Source organism: Psychrobacter sp. HII-4, assembly GCF_904846595.1.
Lineage (GTDB): Bacteria > Pseudomonadota > Gammaproteobacteria > Pseudomonadales > Moraxellaceae > Psychrobacter > Psychrobacter celer.
In genome coordinates, this window is the sequence record NZ_CAJHBJ010000033.1 from 1 (window position 1) to 24,538 (window position 24,538).

The window sequence follows — 24,538 nt, forward strand, 5'->3', positions numbered from 1 at the left end:
TGAGCAGGCGTAGGCGGGCTCTGGGGTTACTCTCAGTCTTTGAGTGTTTGCCAAAGTCATGGTCTTCTAGGTTATGTATTGGTATAGTCATAAGTGGATTATACTATATATTTTGGGTTTGGTATTAGTTTCAAGCGTTAAAAGTTTAACGATAAATAATGACGCCTATTAACGCGTTATCGTTTCAACCCCATTACTACTCGCCTTTAGCAAAACATCGGCTTGATTGGCGGCAAAGATGCCATTACATACGACCCCAACGATATTATTTAGCTCTTTTTCAAGCGCAATAGGATTGCTGACATCTAGGTCATAAGTGTCGAGAATGACATTGCCATAATCAGTGACAAAGTCCTCACGGTAGACTGGCTCACCGCCCATTTGTGCTAGCTGACGTGCCACATAGGAGCGCGCTTGCGGCAAGACTTCGATCGGTACAGGAAACGATCGGCCTAGTATATCGACGCGTTTGCTCTCATCAACCATACAGACAAACTTATTGGACGCTGCAGCGACGATTTTTTCACGCGTCAGCGCGCCGCCGCCGCCTTTGATGAGTTGCAGATGGGCATTAACTTCATCAGCACCATCGATATAGACATCAAGCTGGCCTGCAAAGTTTAGATCGACAATCTCGATACCCAAAGCACGCAATTTGTCTTCTGTCACCTGTGAGCTGGCAACGGCGCCAGCAAGCTTGACCTGCGGCAGTAGCTCAATCAGGCAGTTCACCGTACTACCTGTCCCTACGCCAAGTATCATGTCATCTTCGATATAACTTAGAGCAGCTTTGGCTGCGGCTTGCTTTTGTGCTTGCTGATCACTCATCATAAATCCTTGACAGAATAAACGTATCGTCTTAAACGTTAAAAAGTTAAAAGGCACGCATATTATAACTGATGCTTGTTAGATATGTCAGCGTAAAACCAATTCTAATAATGAGGACTTCCTACCATAATTGATAACCCATATAAATGCCTTTTAAATCCCAGAGACATGAGGCAACCAAAACACTAACGCTAACAGCGTGGCTAATAATACTGGCGGCGTAATTAGCAGGCCGATTTTCATATACTGCCCCCAGCTGATTTTATAGTCCTTTTCTGCTAAGACATGTAGCCATAATAAGGTTGCAAGACTGCCAATGGGCGTAAACTTCGGCCCCAGATCATTGCCAATCACATTGGCATAAACCATCAGCTCACGAGTCGCTGCCGGTACTTGCGCGCTATCAATAGTCAGCGCGCCTACTAAGGTAGATGGCATGTTATTCATGATAGAAGCCACAATCGCTGAAAGAAATCCCGTGCCTACTGTGGCGATGATATTGCCTTGCTGCCCTAACCAGTTGAGTATTTGAGCACCATAAGCCGTCAGTCCTGCGTTACCCAAGCCATACACCACCAAATACATACCGATTGAAAACAAGACGATTTGCCAAGGCGCTTTACGTACGACGTCAGATACAGAAACAACCTCATCTCGCCCGCCCTGCCACCAGCGGCCTGCAATAGCCATTAATACCAATGCCGCTGCTCCCGTGACGAGGGAAATGGGCACACCTAATGACTCGGTGGCAAAATAAGCAACCAATAACAAAGCAAGTAGCGGAAAGGCGGCTTTAAACACCAGTGGATCTTCGATAGCGGATGCAGGTGCGCTCAGATTGGCAATGGAATATTGTGTTGGAATTTGGCGCGCATAGACTACCCACAGCACTGCTAATGTTGCAATGACAGAGACAATATTGACTGGCACCATGACCGCCGCATAACGTCCAAAGCCGATATCAAAATAATTGGCACTAACGATATTAACCAGATTAGAAGTCACTAACGGCAAACTTGCGGTATCAGCGATAAAGCCCGTCGCTATGATAAAAGCCAATGCCGACGGCGGTGAAAACTTAAGCCGGAGCAAGATAGCGATGACAATCGGTGTTAGAAGTAATGCAGCGCCATCATTGGCAAAAAACGCGGAGATAAACGCGCCCAGTATCACAATCATGGGAAACAACAGCCGTCCCTGCCCATTGCCCAGTCTCGCCACATGGAGCGCCGCCCAACCAAAAAATCCCGCTCTATCTAAGATAAGCGAGATGATAATTAGCGCCACGAAGGTAAAAGTCGCATCCCAAACGATGTCCCATACAATACCGACATCAGATAACTGCACCACACCAAAAGCCAAGGCGACCAAAGCTCCTCCCAGCGCGCTCCAACCAATGCCCAAACCTTTAGGCTGCCATATCACCAAAACCAAAGTCACGATAAAGATAATGAATGCGAGCATGGTACAACCTTATTTGAGCTGGCTTTTTTAACCGAATTGGTTTAACCGGCTTGTTTTAACCGATTTTGTTGAGCTATTTGGTTTAGCCGATTGAATCTATAAAAGACTAAATCGACTTTTGATTGACGCGCTGTGATACTTCCTCAGCACTTTCCACCCGCTCAGAGTACCTATCGGTCAGATAGGCCAAGCGTCCACGAGTGAGCCAAGTGAACTTCACTAGCTCCTCACAGACATCAACGAGACGCAGATATAAGGGCGACATATCCATGCGGTTATCGTCGTTAAATTCTAAAAAAGCCTTTGGAATCGATGATTGATTGGGGATAGTAATCATGCGCATCCAGCGCCCCAGAATGCGCAGCTGATTGACGGTATTAAAGCTTTGACTGCCACCGCTCACTTGCATCACTGCCAAGGTTTTGCCTTGAGTTGGGCGTACGCCGCCCAGTGCAAGCGGTATCCAATCAATTTGTGCTTTCATAATGCTGGTGATGCTGCCGTGACGCTCTGGACTCACCCACAGCATGCCCTCTGACCACTGCGCCAGCTCGCGCAGCTCTTGCACCTTTGGGTGATTGCTGTCAGCATCATCTGGTAGCGGCAACCCTGACGGATTAAACATCCGCACCTCGCAGCCATACCAACGCAGCAGCCGACTTGCTTCTTCAGCCGCCAACCGCGAAAACGAGCGCTCACGTAATGACCCGTATAGGACGAGTATCTTTGGCGGATGACGTGGGTCATTTGGGGCAATCAATGACTCAATATCTATCGGTTGTAATTGACTGGCATCAATATTAGGCAGGTCATCTAACTTTAACGACCCCTCTGCGTGAGGCTGATTATTATTGGCTATTGTCATGATAAATCGTCTCGCCGTCTTCTTTAGTAAAGCTGCTCACTGGATTTTCTAACAATTCAAACACCCGCTCTGAAGGTCGGCATAACGCTGCGCCCTTATCCGTGACCACGATAGGACGATTGATTAAGATAGGGTGCGCGATCATCGCATCGATAATATGGTCATCAGATAGCTCAGGATTGTCTAAGCCCAGCTCATCATTGATGGCTTCTTTGCTACGTAACAGCTCTCTTGGCGAGATATCCATCTTTGCCAATAGCGCAATCAACTCGTCACGGCTCGGCGGGTTTTTTAGATACTCCACCACTTCTGGCTGCTCACCTGACGCCTTTATGATGGCAAGCGTATTGCGAGAAGTACCGCAGTTGGGGTTGTGAAAAATCAAGGGTTTCATAGCGATTTCACCTATTTTTTGAATCTAGTTATTTTTTGAATCTAGTTATTAGGGTGTGCTTTACAGACTGTCTTTTTTATTAGATTTGGCAGCCTCACAGCCGCTTAAGCTATCTATGAGCGAAGCACACAGCTCTGGATGTCCCGCGCAGCAGTCTTGCAATAAAAACTGCACGACCGCCTCCATATGCGACAACGACGCGCGATAGATAATTTGCCGACTTTGGCGTTTTGACACTACCCACCCTGCTCGCGCCAGCACGGCTAAATGCGCGGACATGGTGTTATGCGGCACACGTAGCTGACGGGCTATTTCACCTGCAGGTAGGCCGTCAGGCTCCTGACTGACCAGTAGTTTAAAGGCTTTTAGACGCGTGTCTTGAGACAGTGCGGCAAAGCTTGCAATAGCGTTATTTATTTCCATATGTCCAATAATACAGACATATCAGAATAATGCAATAAGTTTCGTTTATACCCAGTCAGATTACCGCCCTGTTCTATCAGATACCCAAACAAGCTGACTACCTTTTAATCGCCAAACACTCACTCCTGCCCAGTTCAGTATGAAATCACCACAAAACTGCAATTGTGTCTTGCAAGATAGGTAAAATCAGCATAGGCTAATCTATTTCGTTTTTATTGTTATCTATACTTTTTATCCACAATTTTTAGGGGTCATTATGCTATCACACTGGGTACGCGCCATCTTGCAAGCCACCGTCTATGACGTTGCTATTCAAACGCCACTAGAAGCAGCTCCCAAGCTGACCCAACGTTTTGCTAATGATATTCGCTTTAAACGCGAAGACCTGCAGCCTGTCAAATCCTTTAAATTGCGCGGCGCTTATAATCGCATCAGTCAGCTGTCCGATGAGCAAAAAGCGCGCGGCGTCATTTGTGCATCAGCAGGCAACCATGCGCAAGGGGTTGCTTACTCTGCGAAAACACTTAATCTTAATAACATCATTGTCATGCCCACCACTACGCCAGACATTAAAGTCAATGCGGTGAGAGCACTTGGGGGCAATGTCGATCTGCACGGCGACAGCTTCGACGAGGCCAACCGCTACGCGATCAACCGCGCCGAGGCTGAGGGCCTGACCTTTATCCCGCCTTATGATGATGAGCTGGTGATTGCTGGTCAAGGCACCATCGGGCTTGAGCTCACCCAGCAGTGGCGCAACATGGATTATGTGTTTGTGGCGGTTGGCGGCGGCGGCTTAGTCTCAGGGGTTGCCGCGTTTTTAGGTGAAGTTGCGCCGCATGTCAAAGTCATCGCTGTAGAAGCGGAACAATCGGCATCACTCAAAGCTGCTTTAGAAGCCAATGAGCGCGTTAAGCTTGAGCAAGTTGGTCTGTTTGTCGATGGCGTGGCGGTGGCGCAAATTGGTGAGCTGCCCTTTGATGTGGTACGCACACAAAAAAGCGATGGCTCTGGGCCTATCGTCGAGCCAGAAGTCGTGACTTGTACTAACGATGAAGTCTGCGCAGCGGTCAAAGATGTCTTTGAAGAAAACCGTAGTATCGTTGAGCCAGCCGGTGCTCTGTCGGTCGCTGGTATGAAAAAATATATCAAAGCGCATGACTTGCAAGGTAAAAACTGCGTCGGCATCATCTGCGGTGCCAACATGAACTTTGACCGCCTGCGTTATATCGCTGAGCGCACCGAAATCGGCGAGAAAAAAGAAGCCATCTTTGGTGTGACCATTCCTGAGCAGACTGGCGCTTTCTTAAACTTCTGTCGCAGCTTGCAAGGGCGTAATATTACTGAATTCAACTACCGCGCCGATAGTCAAAAATCACCAGACTCGATGGAGCCTGCCTCAATCTTCGTCGGTATCGCCCTAAAAGAGGGCGAAAAAGAGCGACACACCATCAGCAAACAGCTGGCAGATGATGGCTATACCGCTCACGATTTGACCGACGACGACATCGCCAAATCACACATCCGCCATCTCATTGGTGGCCATGCTCATGTCGAAAACGAGCAGCTACTAAAAGTGGTATTTCCCGAGCGTCCTGGCGCGTTGCTGACTTTCTTAGAAAAACTTGGCGATGATTTTAATATTACCTTATTTCATTATCGCAATCATGGCGCCGCTGAGGGTCGCGTATTGGTCGGTCTGCAGGCCTCGATGAGCAACTCGCGTCAACTGCAAGACGCCCTGCTAGATATCGGCTACGAGTGCACTATGATTAATGATAATATCGCCTATCAGTTGTTTTTAAAATAAGCAGGATGTGTCAATCGCCATTGTTTACATAGCTTAGTTTACACATAGTCGATACACTCTAAAAATGTCATAGCGCTACTGGGATGAATTTTGCGCAGCCTCTGGGAACGCAGCACGCAAGTAAAATTTATACCAGTAGCGCGTTTAAATCCATAACAGTTTTACATTCAGCTAACTATAGCTTAGACGACCAATACTTTATGGCACAGTATAACTCTCAACGGCTTGTCTTTATTAAGACGAGCCGTTTTTTATCCTGTACTGTGCTATGATCTGCTGATGGTATCCTTTATTAGATTGACCAATTAGGGCGTTATCGATTGCACCCTCAGACTAAGTTGCTCTTTTAATTTATAAAAAAAGCACCATTTATGATCATAGTTTATTGATATCTATGAGGTTTTGATGAGCAAACACAATAAAAACCATAATCAACCAAGTCATAGCCAGTCAGATATGGCACGCATGCGTATCGATAAATGGCTATGGGCGGCGCGCTTTTATCGTACACGCTCGCTCGCCAAAGAAGCGATTGAGAGCGGGCGTGTGCATTATGCTGGCAGCCGTGTAAAGACCAGTAAAGAGATTGCCGTCGGTGACGAGTTGCAGATTCGTCAAGGCTCCGCCACTGCCATGACCGAAAAAACCGTCATCGTCGAGGCGCTAAGTGCTCAGCGCGGCAACGCCTCGACGGCACAGATGCTATATTCAGAGACCGAGGAGAGCGAAAAACGCCGAGCATACTATGCCGAGCAGCGTAAGCTTGCCAACCTTGCCCGTCCTGATAATAAACCCAACAAAAAAGAGCGTCGTGATTTGCAGCGCTTTAAAAACAAACAACACTCATGATCGAAACCCGAAACATCAAGGACTACCTACTTTAGATATTCTTGGTAAACGTGCTGTGAATATCACAGATGCCACCGTGTTCTTCGCCCTTGCCATTTCATGTATTAACCGTTAGGCTAGGGACTATTTAATCACTGACATGCTAATAAGCCGCATCCCCTATGCTGGTCTTAATGGCATGTTTTTTTGTTATAAAAGGTCATAGTATGCTGATAAAAGCCTGTACCCCATCTTCTGTGTTATTGGTTTGCTTGGGAAATATTTGTCGATCGCCCACGGCCGAAGAGATTTTTCGTCAACAGGCTGCTATAGCTGGTCTAGATATCAAGATAGACTCAGCCGGAACCGGCGATTGGCATATCGGTCACGCTCCTGATACGCGCGCGCAGCGTCATGCCAAACTCAACGGCTATAACATTAGTAAATTAGTGGCTCGGCAAGTGACTGCCGATGATTTTCGTCAGTTTGACTTAATTTTGGCTATGGACACTCAAAATCTAGCGGATTTGCAAGCGATAAAGGACGGGATAGATGAGCCTGAAGAGACCTTAGCAAAACTGGCTTTGTTTAGTGAAGAAGACCCCACTTACGGCGGCGATGATGTGCCAGATCCTTATCATGGCGATGCTGAGGACTTTGAGGAAGTCATAAAACGCATTGAATCAAGTGCACAAGCTTGGATTGAAAGCTGGAAAACATGCTAGCGATAAGGTCCATATTTTTGCTACTTTTATGAGTGGTATCCTTTATAATAACCCCCGTACTAAATAACCCCCGTATTATTTGTTCTTTATCTGCCATATAGGCTACGTTATGACCTTAGTTTCACGTCTTGAGCGAAATGCTCACTTAGCGACTCAGACTCACTCGCCAGCGGACGCCCTACTGCGTCATGCCGTCGATTTGTCTCATCATAACACCATGGCCTTAACCTGTAGCGCTGATACAGTCATCACCTTGCATGACGAAGCGCAGATTGACGCATTGATGGTAGATAAGACAGCGGCCATTAAAGAGCGCCCTCTCTTAATCCTCTCAGGTGGCAGTAACGTGTTACTGCCTGCCAAGCTAGATGCCGTTGTCTTGCAGCCCATGATACGCGGTATCAACGTGGTCGCGCAGACAGACAGTTATATCGATATCGAGGTCATGGCGGGCGAGAACTGGCATGACCTTGTGACTTATACCGTCCATCAGGGCTGGTACGGTCTTGAAAACCTAGCCTTGATTCCTGGTCTAACAGGGGCGGCTCCTGTACAAAACATCGGTGCTTACGGCGTACAGCTCGAAGACCATTTGTTATATGTCCGCGCCTATCATCTGCCTACTCAAACATGGCAGCAGCTGTCAGCGGCACAGTGTCAATTTGGCTATCGCGATAGTATCTTTAAGCGCACGCCCAATACTTGGCTCATCAGCCGCGTGGCCTTTCGCTTGCATCTTCATGAAACCCAAGTACAGGCCAACTATGGCGATGTACAGACAGTAGCGCAGCGTTATGCCGATGCGCAAGGGTATCAGCACCTCACCCCAGCGCATGTGATGCAAGCGATCATCGATATTCGCCAGCAAAAACTGCCCAACCCAAAACAGCTACCCAACTGTGGCAGTTTTTTCCAAAACCCTATTATTCCTCAAGCGCAGTTTACAGCGCTGCAAACCACCTATCCTGACATCGTCGGCTACCCCATGCCAGATGCGATGATAAAAGTTGCGGCTGGCTGGTTAATCGAGCAAGCAGGACTCAAAGGCGGCGGCATTGCACCCATCATGACGCATCAGCAGCAGGCCCTTGTGTTGACCAACCACCAGCCTTATCAGGCGACGCAAAATGATGTAGCCACCGCGCAGCACCATATTGCCCAAGTGGTATACGAAAAATTTGCCATACGTTTATCACGTGAGCCAGTATGGATAAACGCCGATGGCTCGATTGGGTACGATGAGCATGCGGCCTAAACCATCATGGTCGATACGCTTATGGCGGCATTATCTGCGCATGGCTGAGCGTTTGCTAAAGCTGCTTCGCATTATTAATATCACTTTTTTATTGGGCACCACGTCCATCATTTTGCTACTGATTAGCTTATTTACCCCTTTATTTTCTCAAGCCGTCGTCTATATCCTCTCCTTATTACCGCTACCAAACATGCCATCAGCTGCCATGAGCTCACCGCCGACCGCTTATGTGGTATTGGGAGGCGGCTTGACCAATGATCATAACAATCAAATCATTCTCAACAGCTACAGTCTCAATCGTGCCCGAACGGCTGCAACGGCCTATCATGACTTACCCTTACCTATTGTGTTAAGCGGGGCAGAAGCGCCTTGGCTTGGTCAATGGCTCATCGAGCATGGTATTGACGGCCTGATCAGTGAAAATGCCAGCATGAACACCTGCGAAAACGCGCGCTTTACCGCCAAGCGTATCCCGCTGCATCACGTGTATCTGATTACCGATAGCTATCATATGGCGCGTGCGCGCAGACAATTTGCCCTAAATGGTATCAACAGCACCCCACTGATCGCCCCTTTGCCGGTAAGACGCGACTGGCACAAACCTGCGCAGAATTTAACGCACTCACGCCGTGCAGTGTATGAAGTAGCCGCCTACTTGCGCGATGTGATAAGGCCTCAGATGGATTGTCGCCACGCCAATGATGTAAGCGAGCAGCAACTACTGACGCCTAGAGGCAATGTGGCCAAGACAACGCCCAAAGCAGAACAAACCATAGACAACCAAACCATAGAAGAAGAATAGCATTCATATGGTCGCGGCCATGCCATTTACAGTATAAAAACGATACCACTTTTCATTGGATGACTTGATAGCGATGTATCCAAGCTTTAAGCAACCAATCTCTGAATATTTAATTTGTTTGGATTCGACCATACTTGCTGATTAGTTGGCAGCTGCCCAGCCATTAGTAGCAGTAATGAGTGTATAATAAGAGCAGAAACTGCTAAAAAAGAGATCTACCATGCTCAGTATATTTTTATTAATTCCATTAAGCCTGATGCTGTTTGTGGTTGCCATTTGGGCGGTGCGTTATGCGGTCAAATCCAATCAATTTGAGGATTTAGACAATGCCTCTCAGCGCATCATTTTAGATGATCGGCAAGAGCGCCGCCAAACCATGCAGACTCATGAGCGCGCCACTACCCATCAGCAGACTGATGATTCAGATAGCTTATCGGTGCAACCACAAGAGCGCGATAAACTTTGAACAATTAAGGCGTTAGTCATACACGGCTGGTAGTCCTTTGATATGGTGTTATTTGACGATCAGCCCTGTCATATCATTAGACCAACTTTTTACTATTTTTAGGAGTTACCCTATGACCACAGCGTTACTTGTTGCGGCATTACTAATGGGATTTTTTGGCTCACCGCATTGCTTGGGTATGTGCGGCGGACTGGTGACTGCTTTTGGACTGTCGATGAAAGATATTAGCCCAGCCAAGCGCCGCGCTCTTGTCTTTACTTATCATTTTGGCCGCCTGAGCAGTTATGCACTGTTAGGTCTGCTGGCAGGATTTATCGGTACGACGGTATTAGAGCCACTCATGAAAGGCAATAGCTTGCCACGTATTTTACTGGGCGCAGTGTTGGTCTTTGTGGGTGTGACCATGCTTGGCGCGCCTTTTTTGAATAAGCTTGAGCGCTTTGGTATGCGCTTTTGGCAATACCTCAGCCCGCTACGCCAAAAGGTCTTTCCCCTAAATACCTTTCCACGTGCATTGACAGCTGGTCTACTTTGGGGGTTTTTGCCTTGCGGTTTGGTATATGGTGCCCTACTCATGGCGGTGGTGGCTCACAATCCTTTGGGCGGTGCAGCGTTGATGTTTGTTTTTGGTCTTGGCACGGTGCCGATGCTGGTCGCCACCCATGAGACGGTCGGCTGGTTACGTGAAAAAATTGGCCGCTTTCATCTAAGACAGCTCAATGGCGCAATCATGGTGCTGTCTGGCTTGGCTGTCGTTGCTATCCCTATGGTCATGGCAAATATGCACGGTGGACACGGCGGTGGCCATGGGCAAATGGATCATGGTAGTCACTCGGCGATGATGTCTGATGCAGACAGCCCAGCCCATCATGATATGAGCCAAATGGATCATGACATGACGCCAGCAATGGATAGCACAGTCGATCATAGTATGCATGATATGAGTGATGATGCCATGAGTCATCATGCGCACCATGAGCCGTCTTCGTAGACATCATACATTTGACTTCCTCCCCTCCCTAAACGGATGGGATTCCTACTAAAGACGGCCAAGCCCGACCGCGAGAATGTTTTTTGCTCCATTAACATCTCTGTTATGGGTCGTTTTACAAGAACGACAAAACCATTCTCTTATACCAAGACCTGATCTACCTTTCGGACTGTCTTGGCGAGAGCCGCAACACGAGCAGGTTTGGGTGCTGTACGCTTCATTGACTTCGATATAGTGGCAACCTGCATGCTTGCATTTATAATCCAGTTGCCGCTTAATCTCAAACCAACCAGCATCATAGACGGATTTGGCCAGTTTGGATGAAGTGAATGATGTTGATTTAATCTTTCCAACAACGATTAGGCTGTTGGCCTTAACAAGCTTTGATGTGAATCTATGAATCAAATCTCGGCGGGTGTTTTTAATCTTGGCGTGAATGGTTTTGACCCGTTTTTTATTCTTGGCTCTTTGGGCGCTGGCCAGTTTTTCAGCATATTGATGGGTTAGCTTAATGGTTAGAACATCGCCATTACTACTGACCGCTGAATCCTTACAGCCTAAATCAACACCGACTTGGCCAGTACCACACTTAATCTTTGGAAAGTCTTTAACGGTGACACAGGCGTACCAGTGACCACGATTGTCTTGTACTAATTCGCAAGTGTTGATGTTGTACAGGGCTAGGTTATAGCTATCCCACAGATCAATGGTCAGCTTTTTACCCTTAGCAAGGCTTAGCTGAATGTTGGATTTAAGGCTTTTCTTGCCTGATTGACGGGTTGCTAAGTGCTTAATGGCTGTGTTTTTAAAAGGAATCCAGCCCAAACTTCTTCTCTTGGCCTTTGGGTTGTTGGTGCGCCAGTTGAGTTTGGCTTTTTTGAATTGTTTACGAGCCTTGGCATGGGTTTCAGAGATGGCTTGTAGGGTTTGGCTGTGCAAACTCAGGTATTCACCCGCCCCTTTAGTGTAAGCGGCCAAATCATAGGCTGAAAAGAATTTGCCTGTGCGCTGTAAATGTTTAAAACTTAATTCATTGACGTAATTCCAGACAAAATTAACTGACCCAGCCAAGATATTAAGCTGAGTGGCATGTTTGTCTTTGATGCGTAGCTTGAGCGTTTTCATGGAGTAATTATGATCTCAATGGGTTTAGGTATCAAGGGGTTCACCATACTGGGCGACAACGGCTGACGCCTGATATCCATGCCCTAGAAGGACGTGGTTTTACGGCGTTAGATGATAAAAGTATCGACAGCTAAGACGCGTCTTGATTTCGACATCATCGTATTTTACTAAGACACTTTAGCCAAAAGCCCTTAACCTCACCACTGAGATTAAGGGCTTTTTGTATGAGGGCGTATCCTCAATTTAATTGCTAGGGCGTGTCCTCAATGCAATCGATAGCCATCTATAGTGAGTTCAGTATAAAAACGATACAGTGGGACTGGGATAAATTTTATGCAGCATCGAGCAGCGCAGGCACAGCACGCAAGGAAAATTTATACCAGTTCCACGTTGACATATAATGTATCTGTTTTATTGAGAATTGACTATAAATGAGTTAGAAATAAGGGCACGCCCGAGTCTAGACAACAAATACCGCCCTACTCTTGCCACTGCTCTAACGCAAATTTTGTATCCAGATGCTTTTCTAATGCTGGGATATTGAACGCATCATCTTCGCTGACAAAGCTAATACTAATGCCTGTCTGTCCAGCACGGCCAGTACGGCCAATACGGTGTACATAATCATCTGGTTGATCAGGCAAAGTATAGTTGACCACATGGCTGATATCATCGACATGAATCCCGCGACCTGCGACGTCTGTGGCGACCAAAATAGCAGCATGACCGTCTTTAAAACGCTGCAAATACTTCTCGCGTTTTTGCTGAATCACATCACCCGATAGCATGACGACTTTATGAGATTGGCGCAGCTTATGATAGAGGCGTTTGACTTGGTCTTTACGATTGGCAAATACGATAACTTTTTCGACATCGCTATCACTAATAATGCGCTGCAAGGCCGCCAGCTTTTGATCTTCTGTCAATAGATAAAAGTGCTGATCGACCAGCTCACTGGTTTTGTGCTCAGGCTCGATCTCAACGAATTGCGGCTCATGCAGCCAGCGATACGCCAAGTTCATCACATCTTGGTTGAAGGTCGCGGAAAAAAGAAGACTCTGACGATCAGTATTGGCAGGCATGCGCCCGACCAACCGCTTGATGTCAGGGATAAACCCCATATCCAGCATACGGTCTGCTTCATCGAGCACCAACACCTCAACGCGATCCAAAAACACCATGCCTTTATTGGCAAGATCAATCAGACGCCCTGGCGTCGCTACCAAAATATCCACGTACTGACGCTCAAGCTCATGCTGCTGGGTTTCGTAATTGGTGCCACCCATGATACAGACGCTATGCAGTGAGGTGTATTTGGTAAAGGCAATACAGTCATCAAATATCTGCTGAGCAAGCTCGCGCGTCGGTGCCATCACTACCGCACGTGGCTCTCCCAAATAACGCGCTTCGTCACTAGCAAAAGGCCGTTTTAACAACGCTTCCATAATGGTCAATAAAAACGTGGCCGTCTTCCCTGTCCCTGTTTGGGCTTGGCCGATTGCGTCTTGATTGGCCAAAGTATGCGGCAGTATCTTTGCTTGAATGGGTGTCAGCTCGGTAAAACCCAAATCACTGACGGCACGTAGGGTCGGATTTGATAACGGTAAATCCGTAAACTTCTTAAAATTACTCAAAAAAATATCCTTTTAGACAAATCACTTATTATAAATAATCAGATGCTAATCGCTGATGAATGACTCACTCGCCATCTTCTTAAAGCCCTATATTTGACAGCCCATATACAGTGCATCGCGTAAGCACAAAAAAAGCCAAGCCCGACATCGTATCTTACCCATGCCGATTTTTTTAGCATAGGTAAGACCAGACGGGCTTGACTCAGTAGTATATCAGTAGTTTGTACAGACATTATAGCGAAACCGCCGTAATGACTGGATAGATTACTCTTCTAGTTTTCTGACTTCTTCAGCCTGAAGGCCTTTTTCACCTTCTACCACACTGAACTCAACCTTTTCGCCATCTTTTAAAGAACGATAGCCATCACCTTGAATCGCACGGAAATGGACAAAAATGTCTTCTCCGCTGTCACGTTGAATGAAACCAAAGCCTTTTGAGTCATTAAACCACTTAACGATACCTTGCTCACGAGCTGACATAATATTACTTCCTAAAAAAGTCCGCTTAGCCCCAACTTCCTTTGCAACATTGCATATAAACGGGGTCTAAGATTGTGAAATCAAAAACTTAAGAGTACTGTTCTAACCACTATCTTTAAGCTCAGCCTTTGAGTAGGCTTATCCTATCGATAGTAACAAACGGCAATAGCAACAAACTTGCAAGAATTGTTGCATAAAAAATATCATAGCACGGGTTTTTAGCAACATAAAGACTTTTAACTTGCTTTTTGCCAATAAGAGACATTTTTGCCGTAATTTTTTTATCGTCCGCGACCTAAGCTGGTATGATTAACCGATTTGATAACTAAAGAGACCACTATGTCCACCACTTCTTCTGTCGCCGCCGTCCACTCTCTTGAGGCCAATCGCTCAAACACGCTTTCTTATAAATTATTGCTGGTCAACGGCGTCAATCTAAACTTACTCGGCAAACGTGAGCCTGAAATATATGGGCACACCACACTGGCAGAGATTGAAAAACGTTTGATCGCTCGTGCCGCCGAGCATGGCGTTGAACTGATATGCATCCAATCCAACCACGAAGGCCAACTCGTGGACGATATCCAGCACTACGGACTGCTTGCCGATCCAGCGGCGCAAGTTGATGCGATCATCATCAACCCTGCCGCCTTTACCCATACCTCCGTTGCCCTACGTGATGCACTATTGGCCACCCAAAAGCCCTTTATCGAGGTACATTTATCCAATATCCATGCGCGTGAGCCTTTTCGCCAGCATTCTTACTTAAGCGATATCGCGGTGGGTGTGATCTGCGGTTTGGGACAGCAAGGGTATCAGATGGCCCTTGACTACTGGTTGACCCATACCTATTTGGTCAGCCAATGACTAAAAGACGCCTGCGTTTTACGCGCTCGCTAAAAAAGTCGTCATACAAGGTTACTTTTGGCACACTAGTCAAACAGCAATCACTTGATTAAAATAATAAAATAACAGATGAGAACACAATCCACTACAAGGTGATATGAATGGCAAAAACCTCCGGAAAACGCTTTATGAAGCTTGCTGGTATGACAGCAAGCATCGCCGGTAAAGCCGCTAAAAACTCATTTAAACACCTATCAAGCGATGAAGAAAAGCGCCTGCAAGCCCGCTCAGAGCTGATGCAAGATGTGGGGATTCAAATCGCTGAGACCTTGGGTGAGATGAAAGGTGCGGTGATGAAAGTGGGACAAATCGCCTCGCAATATAAAGACGTGTTTCCACCTGAGGTAGCAACGGCGCTAGAAAAACTCCAAAAAGACGCGCCGCCGATGCCATATACTCAGATACGCGCCCAGGTTGAGCGCGAGCTAAAAGTACCAGTAGCAGAATTATTTAGTGAATTCGAAGAGACGCCGTTTGCTGCCGCTTCCATCGGGCAAGTCCATAAAGCAACCTTGAAATCAGGTCAGAGAGTCGTCGTCAAGGTTCAATACCCCAATGTCGATGAAAACTGCGACAGTGACCTCAAACAAGTGCGTATGGCGCTTAAAATCGCCGGCGTACTCAATATGAGCAAACAGTTGCAAGAGCAGCTGTTTCATGAAATACGCCAAAGCCTGCACGATGAGCTAGACTATATTAAAGAAGCACACAATCTGCGCGTGTTTGGGGCGTTTCATGCAGAGGATACGGGTATTATTATTCCCAAGGTCATCAGCAGCCACTCAACCAAGCGAATCTTGACACTGACAGAAGAGATGGGCGAGACGCTCAGTGTCGCGGCAACATGGGATAATGATATCAAGCAAAAAATCGCCAAGCGTTTGTTTCATTTTACCGCAGGCCAACTGTTTGAATTATACCGTATGCACTGCGACCCACATCCTGGCAACTTTGCCTTTCGGGAAGATGGTAGCGTCATCGCCTATGATTTTGGCGGCATTCGTAGCTATAGTGACAGTGAGGTGCAGCTGTTTAAGCGCTTTGCCCAGCATGCCATCAAAGGTGATGTCACCGCGCTTGAGCAAGACTTAATCGCCCTAGATATCCGCCGCGATGATGACAAACACATCCCAGGTGAGTTTTATGAAACGTGGCTGTCTATCGGGCTAAAACCTTTATCCATTTCGCCTTATCATAAAGGCGCTTTTGATTTTGGCAACAGTCAAGTACATCATGAAGTCATCACACAGATGCGCACTTCCTTAAAGTATTTTGGTCAGTTTCAGCCGTCTGCGATGACCATGATGCTGGACCGAACGGTATCTGGCCAATATTGGAACTTGGTCAACCTAGGCGTGATTATCGACTTATCACCGCTCGTCGATGACTATTTGACTTCCTTCCCTCCCTAAAGTGAGGGGATTCCTACTAAAGACGGCCAAGCCCGACCGCGAGAATGTTTTTTGCTCCATTAACATCTCTGTTATGGGTCGTTTTACAAGAACGACAAAACCATGCTCTTATACCAAGACCAGATCTACCTTTTGGACTGTCTTGGCGAGAGCCGAAACACGAGCAGGTTTGGGTGCTGTACGCTTCATTGACTTCGATATAGTGGCAACCTGCGTTCGCGCATTTGTAATCCAGTTGCCGCTTTATTTCAAACCAACCAGCGTCATAGACGGATTTGGCCAGTTTGGATGAAGTGAATGATGTTGATTTGATTTGACCAACAACGATTAAGTTGTTGGCCTTAACAAGCTTTGATGTGAATTTATGGATCAAGTCTTGGCGGGTGTTTTTAATCTTGGCGTGAATGGCTTTGACCCGCTTTTTGTTTTTAGCTCTTTGGGCAATGGCCAGTTTTTCAGCATATTGATGGGTGACTTTGATTTGTAACTGATCACCATCACTACTGACTGCTGAATCCTTACAGCCTAGATCAATACCGACTTGGCCAGTACCACACTTAATCTTTGGAAATTCTTTAACGGTGATACAGGCATACCAATGGCCGCGATTGTCTTGTACCAATTCGCAAGTGTTGATGTTGTAGAGCGAGAGATTATAGCTATCCCATAGGTCTATTGTGAGCTTTTGACGGTTAGCTAAGCTAAATTGCAGGGTGCTTTTTAAAGACTTTTTACCGCTTTGGCGCGTACTGATATGCTTAATCGCGGTCTTTTTAAAAGGAATCCAGCCTAAGCTTCTTCTCTTAGCTTTTGGGTTGTTGGTACGCCAGTTGAGTTTGGCTTTTTTAAACTGTTTACGGGATTTAGCGTGAACCTCACTAATCGCTTGCAAGGTTTGGCTGTGCAAGTTTAAATACTCGCCACTGCCTTTGGTATAAGCGGCCAAATCATAAGCTGAAAAGAATTTGCCTGTACGCTTAAGGTGTTTAAAACTAAGCTCATTGACGTAATTCCAGACAAAGTTGACCGCCCCAGCCAAGATATTGAGCTGAGCAGTATGTTTGTCTTTGATGCGTAGCTTGAGCGTTTTCATGGATTAATTATGATCTCAATGCAGCTGGGTATCAAGGGGTTCGCCATACTGGGCGACAATGACTGACGCCTGATATTCACGCCCTAGAAGGACGTGGATATCAGGCGTTAGATGATAAAGCTTTGACATCCTCCCCGCCCTAAATGTGCAGCGCATGCCCGCAGCGATCACAAAAGTCGGCACCGACTGCATGCCCAAACTTACCACAGTTTGGACAGGTCACAGGGTTGAGCTGCGGGCGCATATTACGCGCCAGCTCCGAGGTAAAAATCCCTGTCGGCACAGCAATAATAGAGTAACCTGTAATCATGACCATGGTTGCAATGGCTTGACCCAGCGGCGTTTTAGGCGACATATCACCATAGCCGACCGTGGTCATGGTGACAACCGCCCAATAGATGGACAGCGGAATACTGGTAAAACCATTCTCTGGCCCCTCGACCACATAAATGATCGAGCCGAAAATCGTCACCAACAGTACCAAAGATAAGAAAAACACAGTGATCTTTTGTTGGCTGGTGCGCAGCGCTGAGGCCAAAAACCCCGCTTGCTGCATATAGGCTTTGAGCTTGAGGACACGAAACACACGTAAGATACGCAACACACGTATCACCAGCAGATACTGGACGCCGACAAACATCAAGCTTAGATAGCTTGGCAACACCGACAATAAATCGACAATACCAAAAAAACTAAAAGCATAGCGCAAACGATTGGGCGCTGAAAACAATCTCAGCGCATACTCAATGGTGAACAAAATGGTAAAAAACCACTCTGCGTACGAAAACAATATGCCATACTGCAAGCGCATATAGAGCACACTGTCGAGCATGACCACCGCCACACTCGCCAAAATCGCAATCAACAACACAATATCAAACAGCTTACCCAAACGGGTATCAGTCCCTTCGATAATAATATGAATGCGGTTACGCAAATGGGTAATGGCTTCAGCGGTTGGTTGCTTCATAGAGTCAGTAACATCATAGAGTCAGTAGCGCTATCAACCCAAAGGCGACAGGCTGCCAATGAATTAAAATACGCAGGATAAGGGCAAGTTGGTCAAAAGACACAAAACTGGTTTATAATATTGCTCACTTATAGCAATCAATACAATCTATAAGTTGCCACAGTGTAACAAAAAAGCACTATCAACGACATACAAATCGTTCATGTGCCAGTAGTTCTACTACCTTGAATAGACAGACCAATCATATAATAAAAACAGATGATGTAGTAATAAATGGTTGTTATTCACCGTTTTTTCGCTCAACCAATAACACGCAAAACTTAAGGATGTCATATGGCAGGCCATTCAAAATGGGCAAACATCAAACACCGTAAAGCTCGTCAGGATGCGGTAAGAGGCAAGGTATTCACCAAAGTGATTCGGGAGATCGTCTCAGCGGCCAAACAAGGTGACCCTGATCCTGATAAAAACCCTCGCTTACGTGCCGCTATCGAAAAGGGTCTATCGGTGAACATGACCCGCGATACCATCAATCGCGCTGTCGATCGCGGCACAGGCGGCGGCGATAACGAAAACATGGAAGAAGTCAGCTACGAAGGCTATGGCGTCGGCGGCGTGGCAGTATTGGTCGAGACCATGACCGACAACCTCAATCGAACCGTCAGCGAAGTCCGTCATGCTTTTACCAAACATGATGGCAATCTTGGTACCTCAGGCTCAGTGGCTTATCTGTTTACCAAGCGCGGCGAGATTACCTTTAATGATACAAGCTTAGAGGACGAAGTCATGATGGCGGCGCTGGATGCTGGTGCCTTAGATATCGAAAATAATGGCGAGAGCTTGATGGTCATTACCGAGTGGGAAAGCTTTGGTCAAGTCAAAGACGCGCTCAATGCCGCAGGTTTGGTCTCTGACAATGCAGAAGTGACCATGTCACCCTCTACCACCGCTGAGATAGATAACGTCGAAGATGCCGAAAAGGTCATGAAAATGATCGACATGCTCGAAGACATCGACGACGTCCAAGAAGTCTATAGTAATGTGAGCTTCTCCGCTGACGTCATGGCACAGCTTGAAGGATAGCCAGCTTAATAACTAACCCCAGTTCGGGATAAGCCACATTGTAACTCATTGATACTATTTACAATGTAGCCACCTGCCCTTGCTGAGGCATATTTTTGATGGTGGGTTTATAGGGAAACCAGCAATAAGCAATCAAACCTGACAGCAAGTTTGTAATAAAACCGGTGACACTACGATGGCGTGAATGCTCAATCTGACACAAGTTTTTCAGCTCCCCAAACACCGTCTCAACCAAAGAGCGATGATTGAGTAGCGCCTCATCTATCGGCTTGAGTACTTGCGGTTTCATATTACGCCGAAGTTTCGTTATCAGCCTAGTATCACTGTGTTTTGTGAGCCACTCGTTCAGTGCTTTACTGATGTAGCCTCTATCACCGAATAGCTTACCAAACAAAGGGGTTGCCATATCCTTAACAGGCGCTCTGTCATAGGTATTACCCGCAGTGACTTTGACGGAGACCAGCTCGCCCTTATGATTGATAATGGCGTGCAGCTTAAAGCCGTAAAACCAACCCATGCTACTTTTACCTCGGGTTGCAAGTCCTTCAAAGACTTTATGACGGTAAATACGCTTGTTATGACAAACCGCTATCTTAGTGGAATCAATGTAGCTGATACCCGTGCAGTCGCCCATCATGCTTTGCAAGTAGGCACATAAAGGCATGATACTACGCGGCACAAGCTCTATAAATCGCGAGTAGCTCGGCAGATTTGGAAACGCCCGTTTCATCATGCCGAGCATGTGATGATAGTAAAACGCCTTAAACTGTCGATAACGTAATTGATGAAACAGTATCAAGACCGTCATTATTTCTGCTATACTTATCTGGCAGGATCTTAGCCTCTGACTGCCCGTTGCGATTAAGTGAGCGTCAAACTCAGGTTTGAATTGCTGATAAAAGTCGTCAATATGGCAGTATAGTTCGGTTAGGTTGTCCATGTAAGAAGTCCTTATTGCTTAAGTGGTCTTGGTAAACTTACTTTAGCAATTTTGGGCTTCTTTTTTTATCTTTTTTTGAGCGCTTATCCCGAACTGGGGTTAAAGAGCTATCCTCTTACTTACAGTAAGTATTGAACAGCACACCTACTGCCTCACGAGGAATATGATCAGTCCAACCTTCATCGCCAAGTCCAGGCCCATATTTACCACCAATTGCCATAGAATCTTTTAAACTGATACGCTCGTTGTCACCTCTTTCAATATATGAATTGCGAGGGTTTTGACAGTTAAGGAAGACTAGGTCTTCAAATTCTTCACTGGGAAAGGCATAACCAGCACCTCTAACGTGAGCTAATGCATATTTTACTTTGCCATTTTCTTTAATAATCGTATGCGGACTCGTATAGTACGCCTCATTTTTGATCTCAGGTGAGCTTTCCCAAATTTTTGTCATTTCGGCATTAGGTTTTTCTGCTTTACCAAATTCGGCATAAGAGTAAACGTCTATGTAAGGTACTTCATCAGGGTATTTGTTTTCATACAATGTGGCATCAGCGCTGACTTGACTACTTAATAAACTAATCCCTAAAACAGCAAGGCCAGTAATCGATTTTTTCATAACAACGTCCTGTATTTAATTTCTAGATCGAGGGTTCCCAAACGTTAACGCTACATGATAATAGATTATTGTTTAATAGTGTGGGGTTTTTTGATTGTTTTACAGCATAACAACGTCCTGTATTTAATTTCTAGATCGAGGGTTCCCAAACGTTAACGCTACATGATACTAGATTATTGTTTAATAGTGTGGGGTTTTTTGATTGTTTTACAGCATATTTGGTGTACCCATATTTGGCCTTAATTCCTTGGCAACATCAGCAATCAACTGACGCGAACACTTAGCCATCACTTGTATCTCAGAGTAACTGTGCCCCGCTTTTAATAGGCTTACGACGATTTTACGCTTCTTAGTATCCTTCCTACGGCCTTTATATTTGCCTTGAGCTTTAGCGCGTGCAATACCTTGCATCTGACGGTTGCGACGATCCTCATAATCTTTTCTAGCAATGGCAGCTAACATATCAAGCAGCATCGAATTAATAGCTTGCAAAACACTATCCATAAACTCAGAGCTATTTGCTTGCTGCAGAGCCATGTAGGAGGTTGGCAACTCTTTTGAGACCACAGAGACGCGTTTGGCTGACAGCTTTTGCTTGAGGGTATCCCAGTTGGATGGATTGAGCCTTGCTAAGCGGTCTATCTGCTCAACCAAAATCACGTCACCATCATGAGCATCATCTATAAGCTGCATCAGCTTTGGTCGCTCTAGCGTAGCCCCTGACTCACTCTCAATATAGAAGGCGGCTATCTTATGGCCATGCTCTCCAGCAAACGCTATGAGTTCACTTTTAGCACGCTTGGCATCTTGTTTTCTTTGGTTGACGCTCGTAGATACGCTCTGATAAACATAAACACCTAAAATAGTCTGTTATAAATGGTTCCATTATAGCAGTCTATTTTAAGTGGTCTATTAACGATTTCTTAGGTCTATTGGAGTGGTTCCTCTAGGGTATACCGCTATAAATCTGCTTGAATGCTGATTAGATACCATAACCGTAATTGCGTCTACGAAGCAGACACCGTATTATTATACAAAAGTTGGGCTTACACAGCGTAATAGCAACGCTTAAACCAGTTTAAAAACAGAGCTTAGTTCTATGAGGGAATATAAATAATGACTAAGATACCATCAGCAGGTTCTAAAGATACGGTACTCATGGCAATTAGTACTGGACCCTCATTCAATTATACTTCACATAAAAAAGATGCTGTTGCTGGTTATACCTTGTACTCATTTATCGATAATGCAGAGGCGACAGCCGAACATACCTTTTTCAACGGTCAGCCTGCTTATCTGCTGGATCAAACCACTCAGCCCAAATGCTTCGGTGATGCAGCGGGTAGAGGGGGCGGTGTTAGATCGGGTACTGTAGGGGGTGAGGTCAAACCCACCTCAGGATCTAGCACGATATTTATCGAAGGCAAGGCGTTGATAAGAGAAGGTGACACTTGCACGATGAACAACGGCAATGTCAAAGGGAAGTATGTCACGGTAGATGCCGCTCAGGCTGAGCAAATCATGGCGCAATGGGCTGATAAGTCCACTGAGCAAGCTTTAGCAGACGGTGGGCTTTTGGCGGATTCGGAAGGAGGTCTTCTTTCTGGTATCGGTCCCTCTAATCAGGATATAAGCGACTTTACGGGGATATCAAGGGATAAAATAGATGCAGCTGGAAATACGGCAGCAGGGTTTAATCAAATGTGGACGTTTGGCGTATCAGATGTTCTTTTTGGCGCTCCTGATCCTAATAAAGTAAGTACAAAAGCGGGTCAAGTAGCTGGAATGGCAGTATTATCTTCTACTGGCGCAAGCTCAGCCTCTCAAGCTAGTAAAAGCGTTCAAGCGATAACTAAGACAGCAACTAGAGGTTCAGTTAGAACTTTTCATAAAGTGACTGGTCATAAGCACGTTTCAACAGGTAGAACGCAAGCATCGAATGTGACAGAAAGAATGGCAATGAATGAGATTAAATCTAACCCTCAAGGCAAAACCTTAAGAGGTATTAAGATGAGCGATACTAAGAACGGTTTACATACAAAAGATGGATGGGTTAAACGCTCACAGGTTGTTAAAACCTCTAAAGGAAAAGTAGAAGTGCATTATGCGCATAACACTAATACAGGAAAAAACGTTGACTTTAAATATAAGAACCCACCACTCAAGGACTAATCCATGTTTAAAGAAGAATTGATAAAATTCCTATTATCCACTGAGAACTTCAAAGAATTAGACGAATGGTATATATCCGACTTTGACGATAAACATGTCCATGGTATTAGCTATGAGCAAGGCTACCCTATGCTGATAGATTGCTGTGAGGTTTGGATGCAATACCCTCAAAATACTTTTGAATTGATAAATATTATGAGTAGCATAAGAAATATGATATCGACTAACACGTTTCCAGAGATTTTTATTGAGAATAAAAAAAATATATTAACCATCTACTGTGATACTGAAAAAAGGGTTCGAGATCAAGTTAATAAAGTATATGAAGGTGAGGGTATTGAACCACAATTGATTCAAAAATTCATATCATCAGGTATTGAAGATGAAAAGCTTATGTTTGCCGAGCTTTTCTATCGTTCTAATATTGATTGGTTTGATGGTTAATAGAGAATTACATAGTTGCATAATATGCGGTTATTATGACGAAGAGTTTTTGCCATGGGGACTTGATGGTGAGTTTCCATTATATGAAATCTGCCCTTATAGAATAGTTGTAGGAAAATAACTTTAAAAATAAAGACTACCATAAATAAACTGAAGGATTTTTAGATGCATTTCCCCAAATGGACAAGAAAAACAAAAACTTTAAGCAGATTAGAAATTGTCTTTATTCCTCCTTCAATAGCATTAAGTATTTTATTATTGACAATTATTTTGTCTGGTTGCAATAACCCTGCACATGGCCCTCCTATTGAAGGAGACGTTGAGATATCTAATAATAGTAAGGGGGATCTGTGTTTCACACCACTATTTGACTCTGCCACTATTATGGATAATCATACAGATTTGAAGCATATAAAAATGACAGATCTTGATCTCTTAGATTTGAACGCAGACGATGAATATTCTAAGATAATAAGCATCAAGCCTTTAAATAAGAAGTATTTTATTTTAAAAAATGGAGAAACAGTATGTTTAAATTCTGATAATCCTGAATTAGAACAAATAGTCTATTCACCTTTAAACGAACAAGATTTACTAGTTTCAATTGGGGGGCTAGATGATAAAAAGGAACTTATTATAAGCTTCCAGAAAGAGTTTAAATATCCTTTTCTACCTAAGTAATTGAGGGCGTTCAAAACTCTGTGTCAACTAAATTAAAGGCGCATCACCGAATCTAATCGACCAGGGAAATAGATAGACAGCTGCATCATCGTCTGTCCCCAATTACGAATCGGCATCGTCCACTTGGC

At 45.3% G+C, this 24,538-nt stretch carries 25 protein-coding genes and 1 pseudogene; 13 read left to right on the forward strand and 13 right to left on the reverse strand.

Translation table 11 applies throughout. The features are described from left to right. Positions 1-168 precede the first annotated feature (168 nt). The 5 genes from rpiA to JMX98_RS11610 all read right to left on the reverse strand — a co-directional run bounded on the left by rpiA (position 169) and on the right by JMX98_RS11610 (position 3,974). Entirely contained in the window at positions 169-828 is a 660-nt protein-coding gene (gene rpiA, locus JMX98_RS11590; protein WP_075100924.1) for a ribose-5-phosphate isomerase RpiA, read from the reverse strand. A gap of 153 nt (positions 829-981) precedes the next feature. Next, the gene (locus tag JMX98_RS11595) at positions 982-2,292 is read right to left on the reverse strand and encodes an arsenic transporter (RefSeq protein WP_201586778.1); all 1,311 of its coding nucleotides are present in this window, start codon (positions 2,290-2,292) and stop codon (positions 982-984) included. A gap of 106 nt (positions 2,293-2,398) precedes the next feature. Further along, entirely contained in the window at positions 2,399-3,157 is a 759-nt protein-coding gene (gene arsH, locus JMX98_RS11600; RefSeq protein ID WP_201586781.1) for an arsenical resistance protein ArsH, read from the reverse strand. After that, positions 3,141-3,551, reverse strand: coding sequence for an arsenate reductase (glutaredoxin) (arsC, locus tag JMX98_RS11605; protein WP_201586782.1), 411 nt, complete (start codon positions 3,549-3,551; stop codon positions 3,141-3,143). The genes arsH and arsC overlap by 17 nt, the downstream gene beginning before the upstream one ends. Positions 3,552-3,611: 60 nt before the next feature. Continuing rightward, positions 3,612-3,974 (reverse strand): ArsR/SmtB family transcription factor, encoded by a 363-nt coding sequence (locus JMX98_RS11610; protein ID WP_201586783.1) that lies wholly within the window; start codon positions 3,972-3,974, stop codon positions 3,612-3,614. Between the two features lie 256 nt (positions 3,975-4,230). On the opposite strand from JMX98_RS11610, the gene ilvA reads away from it, so the two are divergent. From ilvA to JMX98_RS11645, 7 genes are all read left to right on the forward strand, one after another. Continuing rightward, the gene (ilvA, locus tag JMX98_RS11615; RefSeq protein ID WP_201586784.1) at positions 4,231-5,784 is read left to right on the forward strand and encodes a threonine ammonia-lyase, biosynthetic; all 1,554 of its coding nucleotides are present in this window, start codon (positions 4,231-4,233) and stop codon (positions 5,782-5,784) included. Between the two features lie 405 nt (positions 5,785-6,189). Beyond that, a complete protein-coding gene (locus JMX98_RS11620; RefSeq protein WP_201586786.1) occupies positions 6,190-6,633 on the forward strand; it encodes an RNA-binding S4 domain-containing protein in 444 nt (147 codons plus the stop codon). 206 nt (positions 6,634-6,839) lie between these two features. Then, positions 6,840-7,337 (forward strand): low molecular weight protein-tyrosine-phosphatase, encoded by a 498-nt coding sequence (locus tag JMX98_RS11625; protein WP_201586788.1) that lies wholly within the window; start codon positions 6,840-6,842, stop codon positions 7,335-7,337. 109 nt (positions 7,338-7,446) lie between these two features. Continuing rightward, positions 7,447-8,592 (forward strand): UDP-N-acetylmuramate dehydrogenase, encoded by a 1,146-nt coding sequence (gene murB / locus JMX98_RS11630; RefSeq protein ID WP_201586793.1) that lies wholly within the window; start codon positions 7,447-7,449, stop codon positions 8,590-8,592. Then, on the forward strand, positions 8,558-9,394 hold the full coding sequence (locus tag JMX98_RS11635) for a YdcF family protein (RefSeq protein ID WP_227680158.1): 837 nt from the start codon (positions 8,558-8,560) through the stop codon (positions 9,392-9,394). The genes murB and JMX98_RS11635 overlap by 35 nt, the downstream gene beginning before the upstream one ends. 220 nt (positions 9,395-9,614) lie before the next feature. Then, positions 9,615-9,860 carry a cbb3-type cytochrome oxidase assembly protein CcoS gene (gene ccoS, locus JMX98_RS11640; protein WP_201586798.1) on the forward strand — a complete coding sequence of 82 codons (246 nt, stop codon included), beginning with the start codon at positions 9,615-9,617 and terminating at the stop codon, positions 9,858-9,860. Between the two features lie 112 nt (positions 9,861-9,972). Further along, positions 9,973-10,851, forward strand: a complete 879-nt coding sequence (locus JMX98_RS11645) for a sulfite exporter TauE/SafE family protein (RefSeq protein ID WP_201586799.1) — start codon at positions 9,973-9,975, stop codon at positions 10,849-10,851. Positions 10,852-10,899: 48 nt separating this feature from the next. Here JMX98_RS11645 and JMX98_RS11650 read toward each other — a convergent pair whose 3' ends face one another. From JMX98_RS11650 to JMX98_RS11660, 3 genes are all read right to left on the reverse strand, one after another. Continuing rightward, positions 10,900-11,976, reverse strand: a complete 1,077-nt coding sequence (locus tag JMX98_RS11650) for an RNA-guided endonuclease InsQ/TnpB family protein (protein WP_201586800.1) — start codon at positions 11,974-11,976, stop codon at positions 10,900-10,902. Positions 11,977-12,455: 479 nt separating this feature from the next. Continuing rightward, positions 12,456-13,610, reverse strand: a complete 1,155-nt coding sequence (locus JMX98_RS11655) for a DEAD/DEAH box helicase (protein WP_201586806.1) — start codon at positions 13,608-13,610, stop codon at positions 12,456-12,458. Between the two features lie 264 nt (positions 13,611-13,874). Then, a complete protein-coding gene (locus tag JMX98_RS11660) occupies positions 13,875-14,090 on the reverse strand; it encodes a cold-shock protein (RefSeq protein ID WP_058024053.1) in 216 nt (71 codons plus the stop codon). A gap of 339 nt (positions 14,091-14,429) precedes the next feature. Here JMX98_RS11660 and aroQ point away from each other — a divergent pair, with 339 nt between their 5' ends. Together aroQ and JMX98_RS11670 are read left to right on the forward strand one after the other, a co-directional pair. Continuing rightward, positions 14,430-14,957, forward strand: a complete 528-nt coding sequence (gene aroQ, locus JMX98_RS11665) for a type II 3-dehydroquinate dehydratase (protein ID WP_201586808.1) — start codon at positions 14,430-14,432, stop codon at positions 14,955-14,957. A 140-nt stretch (positions 14,958-15,097) separates the two neighbouring features. After that, positions 15,098-16,408 carry an ABC1 kinase family protein gene (locus tag JMX98_RS11670; RefSeq protein WP_201586810.1) on the forward strand — a complete coding sequence of 437 codons (1,311 nt, stop codon included), beginning with the start codon at positions 15,098-15,100 and terminating at the stop codon, positions 16,406-16,408. Between the two features lie 16 nt (positions 16,409-16,424). On the opposite strand, the gene JMX98_RS11675 is transcribed toward JMX98_RS11670, so the two are convergent. Beyond that, positions 16,425-17,501, reverse strand: coding sequence for an RNA-guided endonuclease InsQ/TnpB family protein (locus tag JMX98_RS11675; RefSeq protein ID WP_201586812.1), 1,077 nt, complete (start codon positions 17,499-17,501; stop codon positions 16,425-16,427). A gap of 139 nt (positions 17,502-17,640) precedes the next feature. Beyond that, positions 17,641-18,471, reverse strand: coding sequence for an ion transporter (locus JMX98_RS11680; protein ID WP_201586813.1), 831 nt, complete (start codon positions 18,469-18,471; stop codon positions 17,641-17,643). A gap of 333 nt (positions 18,472-18,804) precedes the next feature. Between JMX98_RS11680 and JMX98_RS11685 the strand changes: the two genes are divergently transcribed. Continuing rightward, on the forward strand, positions 18,805-19,554 hold the full coding sequence (locus JMX98_RS11685; RefSeq protein ID WP_201586816.1) for a YebC/PmpR family DNA-binding transcriptional regulator: 750 nt from the start codon (positions 18,805-18,807) through the stop codon (positions 19,552-19,554). Positions 19,555-19,612: 58 nt separating this feature from the next. Here the strand turns inward: JMX98_RS11685 and JMX98_RS11690 are convergent, their stop codons facing one another. The 3 genes and pseudogenes from JMX98_RS11690 to JMX98_RS11700 all read right to left on the reverse strand — a co-directional run bounded on the left by JMX98_RS11690 (position 19,613) and on the right by JMX98_RS11700 (position 21,964). Next, complete coding sequence (locus tag JMX98_RS11690) at positions 19,613-20,494, reverse strand: IS982 family transposase (RefSeq protein WP_201586818.1); 882 nt, start codon at positions 20,492-20,494, stop codon at positions 19,613-19,615. 115 nt (positions 20,495-20,609) lie between these two features. Then, entirely contained in the window at positions 20,610-21,113 is a 504-nt protein-coding gene (locus tag JMX98_RS11695) for a hypothetical protein (protein ID WP_201586819.1), read from the reverse strand. Positions 21,114-21,320: 207 nt separating this feature from the next. Beyond that, a pseudogene (locus JMX98_RS11700) lies at positions 21,321-21,964 on the reverse strand (recombinase family protein). Positions 21,965-22,229: 265 nt separating this feature from the next. Between JMX98_RS11700 and JMX98_RS11705 the strand changes: the two are divergent. From JMX98_RS11705 to JMX98_RS11715, 3 genes are all read left to right on the forward strand, one after another. Continuing rightward, positions 22,230-23,285, forward strand: a complete 1,056-nt coding sequence (locus tag JMX98_RS11705; RefSeq protein WP_201586820.1) for a PAAR-like domain-containing protein — start codon at positions 22,230-22,232, stop codon at positions 23,283-23,285. Positions 23,286-23,288: 3 nt separating this feature from the next. Next, entirely contained in the window at positions 23,289-23,729 is a 441-nt protein-coding gene (locus JMX98_RS11710) for a hypothetical protein (RefSeq protein WP_201586821.1), read from the forward strand. A 165-nt stretch (positions 23,730-23,894) separates the two neighbouring features. Beyond that, entirely contained in the window at positions 23,895-24,410 is a 516-nt protein-coding gene (locus JMX98_RS11715) for a hypothetical protein (RefSeq protein ID WP_201586822.1), read from the forward strand. Positions 24,411-24,538 lie beyond the last annotated feature (128 nt).

Excerpts from the sequence above, each read along its gene's own strand:
- rpiA (WP_075100924.1), bottom strand. The coding sequence starts at position 828 with ATGAGTGATCAGCAAGCACAAAAGCAAGCCGCAGCCAAAGCTGCTCTA.
- JMX98_RS11595 (WP_201586778.1), bottom strand. The coding sequence starts at position 2,292 with ATGCTCGCATTCATTATCTTTATCGTGACTTTGGTTTTGGTGATATGG.
- arsH (WP_201586781.1), bottom strand. The coding sequence starts at position 3,157 with ATGACAATAGCCAATAATAATCAGCCTCACGCAGAGGGGTCGTTAAAG.
- arsC (WP_201586782.1), bottom strand. The coding sequence starts at position 3,551 with ATGAAACCCTTGATTTTTCACAACCCCAACTGCGGTACTTCTCGCAAT.
- JMX98_RS11610 (WP_201586783.1), bottom strand. The coding sequence starts at position 3,974 with ATGGAAATAAATAACGCTATTGCAAGCTTTGCCGCACTGTCTCAAGAC.
- ilvA (WP_201586784.1), top strand. The coding sequence starts at position 4,231 with ATGCTATCACACTGGGTACGCGCCATCTTGCAAGCCACCGTCTATGAC.
- JMX98_RS11620 (WP_201586786.1), top strand. The coding sequence starts at position 6,190 with ATGAGCAAACACAATAAAAACCATAATCAACCAAGTCATAGCCAGTCA.
- JMX98_RS11625 (WP_201586788.1), top strand. The coding sequence starts at position 6,840 with ATGCTGATAAAAGCCTGTACCCCATCTTCTGTGTTATTGGTTTGCTTG.
- murB (WP_201586793.1), top strand. The coding sequence starts at position 7,447 with ATGACCTTAGTTTCACGTCTTGAGCGAAATGCTCACTTAGCGACTCAG.
- JMX98_RS11635 (WP_227680158.1), top strand. The coding sequence starts at position 8,558 with ATGGCTCGATTGGGTACGATGAGCATGCGGCCTAAACCATCATGGTCG.
- ccoS (WP_201586798.1), top strand. The coding sequence starts at position 9,615 with ATGCTCAGTATATTTTTATTAATTCCATTAAGCCTGATGCTGTTTGTG.
- JMX98_RS11645 (WP_201586799.1), top strand. The coding sequence starts at position 9,973 with ATGACCACAGCGTTACTTGTTGCGGCATTACTAATGGGATTTTTTGGC.
- JMX98_RS11650 (WP_201586800.1), bottom strand. The coding sequence starts at position 11,976 with ATGAAAACGCTCAAGCTACGCATCAAAGACAAACATGCCACTCAGCTT.
- JMX98_RS11660 (WP_058024053.1), bottom strand. The coding sequence starts at position 14,090 with ATGTCAGCTCGTGAGCAAGGTATCGTTAAGTGGTTTAATGACTCAAAA.
- aroQ (WP_201586808.1), top strand. The coding sequence starts at position 14,430 with ATGTCCACCACTTCTTCTGTCGCCGCCGTCCACTCTCTTGAGGCCAAT.
- JMX98_RS11670 (WP_201586810.1), top strand. The coding sequence starts at position 15,098 with ATGGCAAAAACCTCCGGAAAACGCTTTATGAAGCTTGCTGGTATGACA.
- JMX98_RS11675 (WP_201586812.1), bottom strand. The coding sequence starts at position 17,501 with ATGAAAACGCTCAAGCTACGCATCAAAGACAAACATACTGCTCAGCTC.
- JMX98_RS11680 (WP_201586813.1), bottom strand. The coding sequence starts at position 18,471 with ATGAAGCAACCAACCGCTGAAGCCATTACCCATTTGCGTAACCGCATT.
- JMX98_RS11685 (WP_201586816.1), top strand. The coding sequence starts at position 18,805 with ATGGCAGGCCATTCAAAATGGGCAAACATCAAACACCGTAAAGCTCGT.
- JMX98_RS11690 (WP_201586818.1), bottom strand. The coding sequence starts at position 20,494 with ATGGACAACCTAACCGAACTATACTGCCATATTGACGACTTTTATCAG.
- JMX98_RS11695 (WP_201586819.1), bottom strand. The coding sequence starts at position 21,113 with ATGAAAAAATCGATTACTGGCCTTGCTGTTTTAGGGATTAGTTTATTA.
- JMX98_RS11705 (WP_201586820.1), top strand. The coding sequence starts at position 22,230 with ATGACTAAGATACCATCAGCAGGTTCTAAAGATACGGTACTCATGGCA.
- JMX98_RS11710 (WP_201586821.1), top strand. The coding sequence starts at position 23,289 with ATGTTTAAAGAAGAATTGATAAAATTCCTATTATCCACTGAGAACTTC.
- JMX98_RS11715 (WP_201586822.1), top strand. The coding sequence starts at position 23,895 with ATGCATTTCCCCAAATGGACAAGAAAAACAAAAACTTTAAGCAGATTA.